Below are 3,183 nucleotides of genomic sequence, written 5' to 3'. Positions count from 1 at the left end.
CAGCAGCTCCTGCGACCACACCAGCCCGAAATCGCCGATCAGCAGGGCGGCGTGGGCGCCGAAGCGGGCCGCGGCGCCGTGGTCGCGGGCGGCGCGGCGGTCGGCCACCGAGCGGTGCACGGTGGGCTGGTCGCGGCGGGTGTCGCTGTCGTCGATGATGTCGTCGTGGATGAGGATCGCGGCGTGGAACAGCTCCACCGCGGCCGCCACCCGCACCACCGCGTCGGGCAGGTCGACGCCGCCGCCGGCGTGCCAGCCCAGCACGCAGAACAACGGCCGGATCCGCTTGCCGCCCGCGAACAGGAACGAACGCACCGCGTCGACCACCTCGGTCGGCAGTCCGGCCGCGGCGGCGGATTCGGCCTTCTCGCCGAGGAATTCGTACAGCGCGGCCTCCACCCGCACCCGCATGGCGGTGCGGTCCAGCGGTGACACGGCGATCGTGGGGGTACTCATAGGGGGTGTCCTCCGATCGGGCGTTCGCGGCGGGACGGTGGATCGGGGGCACGCAGGAGCTCGAAGCGGTGTGTGATCGAAATGGATGGACGCCAATGCGTTTCATCGCCGCGCGAGATCGCGCGAACCCAATCCCGTTAGCCCTCAGCCAATGAGCAGAAATGGAATCTGAACTGAGAGAAGTGTAATACGCGCCATCGCCGACGGTAAAGCGTTAACTCTCAGCATCGAACGAGAAGGCCGGGCGCGGTCCCCCAACCACGCCCGGCCTCCCGAACCACCGCGAACCCGAAACCCGCTGTGCCCTACAGCAGGTCGGCCAGCCCCTTCAACGGCCCGGGCAGGGCGGCCACATGCTTCTTGATGCCCGCCGCCACCGGGTTGGGCGTCTCGGCGCGCAACCGGTCCAGCTCGGTCTGCATGGTGTCGACCGTCTGCGCGTAGTACCCGTCGACGAGATCGCCGTCCTCCGGGTCGCCGGGCTGGGTGGACCAGTCCAGGGCGGGCAGGAAGCTGACGGTCACCGAGGCCGGCAGCGGGATCTGCGGCAGGATCGGCGCGACGCCGAAAGGCAGGCCGAGGGTGTACGGAAACACCTTGGCGCGCACCAGTTTGTCCAGTTGCAGCAGTCGCGCGGTGCGCTCGCCGCGGCTGAGCACGAAGATGGAGTCGTGGCCGCCGTTGGCGACCGCCGGGATGACCGGGACACCCGCTTCGAGGGCGAGCCGGATGAAGCCCTTGCGGTCGGCGAAGTCGATCTTGCCGCGGTCGGTCCAGGGGCGGCACGCCTCCCAGTCGCCGCCCGGGTAGACCATCACCGCGCCACCGTCCTTGAGCCCCTTGGCCGCCGACTCCTTCGAGGCCGCGATGACGCCGAAGCCGCGCAGGCTGTCGCCGAGAAACGGTGCGCGCAAAAGGATGTCGTGCGCGACGCCGTAACTGGGCTCACCCGGGCGGCGGTCGAGCATGGCCATGAAGGTGATCCACACTTCAGGGGCCCAGTAGATGGACGAGTGATTGCCGATGACCAGGGCCGGGCCCGAGGCGGGCAGATTCTCCAGGCCGGTGACGGTCGGGGTGAAGTAGTCGGTGTAGGCCCGGGCCAGCGGCAGCAGCGGGTGGTTCGGGTCGGGGATTACCGTGTTCTCGGTGTCGGTCATGAGCCATTCCTGTCGATTGCTTTGCCGGGGACGGGCGGCACGCAACGACATCTCACGACGCTTCGCGGCATTTCGAAACACTTCGAATCACCATCGAGCCGAATTGAATTGCCCCCGGGTCACATCCCCATTGATAGCTCCGACGGCCGCGCATGCGCGGTCCTGCTCAGCGTACGGACGTCGCTGCGTTGCGACAGATGCCCGTCACCGTCCTCCTGCACTCTCGACGTTATCAACCCAAGCGTTTGCTTGTTAGAGAGTGTGCGAAACCCAACATTCATCTCATTGCTTTGTGAAGGCCCGTGGACGCCGACCTAAGATGGCCGATCCCCGCGCAATCCCGGGTCCACGACATACCGTGCGGCATAATTGCCCGCAGTCAACTGGACTCGCAAAACGGTGTACTGGCATCACATTCTTCCCGTTCCTCCATGGTCATTGTGGCGAAGGGTATGCGTGTGCGCGACAACGGATTCGACCATCGCATCAACCGCAGGACACTGTTCGGGCTGAGCCTGGCGGCGGTGGCCACGGCGGGATTGCCCGGCTGCTCGAAGTCCCCCGCACCGACAGGCGGCTCGGCGACGAGCTCGAATTCCGACGACCCCAAGGCAATTGCCGCGGACGCCTATCTCTTCGGTTACCCCCTCGTCCTGATGGATGTCACCCGCGCCGCGGCGGGCGGGATCAACCGCTTCCAGCACGCGCAGAACCTGCCCACCAGCAGCGACCGCGCGGTGGTGCGCATCAACCTGGACACCCTCTACTCCAGCGCCTGGCTCGACCTCGGACCCGAGCCGCTGGTACTCCAGGTGCCCGCCATGCCGGGCGGACGCTACTGGCTGATGCAGATCATGGACGCCTGGTCCAATACCGTCCATGACCCCAGCAGTGTCAATCCGCAACCGGCCGAAGGACATTCGGGACCGCCATACACCTATGTGATCACCGGGCCCGCCTTCTCCGGCAGCCTGCCCGACAATCTGACCCGCCTGTCGATGCCGACCTCGAACGCGTGGCTCCTCGGCCGCATCCAGGTCAACGGCGAGGACGACCTACCCGCCGTGCACCTGATGCAGCAGCAATTGACACTCGTGCCCCTCAGCGTGTGGACGGCGGGCACACCCGCCTCCTCCGGCAGTCTGCCCCGCCCGCAGGGCGATCCGCCGACCGACCAGGTGGCGAACATGGACCCCGTCACCTTCTTCAATCGGCTCTGCGCGGTGCTGACCACGAGCCCGCCCGTGCCCGCCGACGCTCCGATGCTGAAACGCATTGCGGCCCTGGGCATCACACCGGGCGGGCAGGTGAACGCCCAGCCCACCGATCTGCTCGCCGCGGCCGTCAAGGACGCCCAGCACCGGATGATCACCTACCAGGATCCCGCGGGCAAGGACGTCAACGGCTGGAAGTACGCCACCGATCTGGGTGCGTACGGTGTCGACTACATCCGGCGGGCCAATGTCGCCTATTTCGGCTTGGGCGCGAATCTGTCGCGAGACGCGTTGTACCCCACCGTCGTCGACTCGGCCGACGATCACGGCATCCCGCGCCGATTCCGGCTGAC

General features: G+C 67.2%; 3 protein-coding genes. 1 reads left to right on the top strand and 2 read right to left on the bottom strand.

All coding sequences use genetic code 11. From position 1 onward, the window contains the following. A partial coding sequence (locus ACWELQ_RS42075; RefSeq protein WP_452402572.1) for a polyprenyl synthetase family protein occupies window positions 1–456 on the bottom strand: 456 nt, incomplete at its 3' end. A 305-nt stretch (window positions 457–761) separates the two neighbouring features. Continuing rightward, window positions 762–1,616, bottom strand: a complete 855-nt coding sequence (locus ACWELQ_RS42070) for a lysophospholipid acyltransferase family protein (RefSeq protein ID WP_452402571.1) — start codon at window positions 1,614–1,616, stop codon at window positions 762–764. Window positions 1,617–2,047: 431 nt separating this feature from the next. Between ACWELQ_RS42070 and ACWELQ_RS42065 the strand changes: the two genes are divergently transcribed. After that, a partial coding sequence (locus ACWELQ_RS42065; protein ID WP_452402570.1) for a DUF1254 domain-containing protein occupies window positions 2,048–3,183 on the top strand: 1,136 nt, incomplete at its 3' end.

This window comes from Nocardia sp. NPDC004722 (genome assembly GCF_053601505.1).
Note: the sequence above shows the minus strand (reverse complement) of the source record. Positions and strands in the feature narration are given on the sequence as shown.

Bases quoted from the DNA above. Each gene is read 5' to 3' on its own strand.
- ACWELQ_RS42070 (WP_452402571.1), bottom strand. From the start codon at position 1,616: ATGACCGACACCGAGAACACGGTAATCCCCGACCCGAACCACCCGCTG.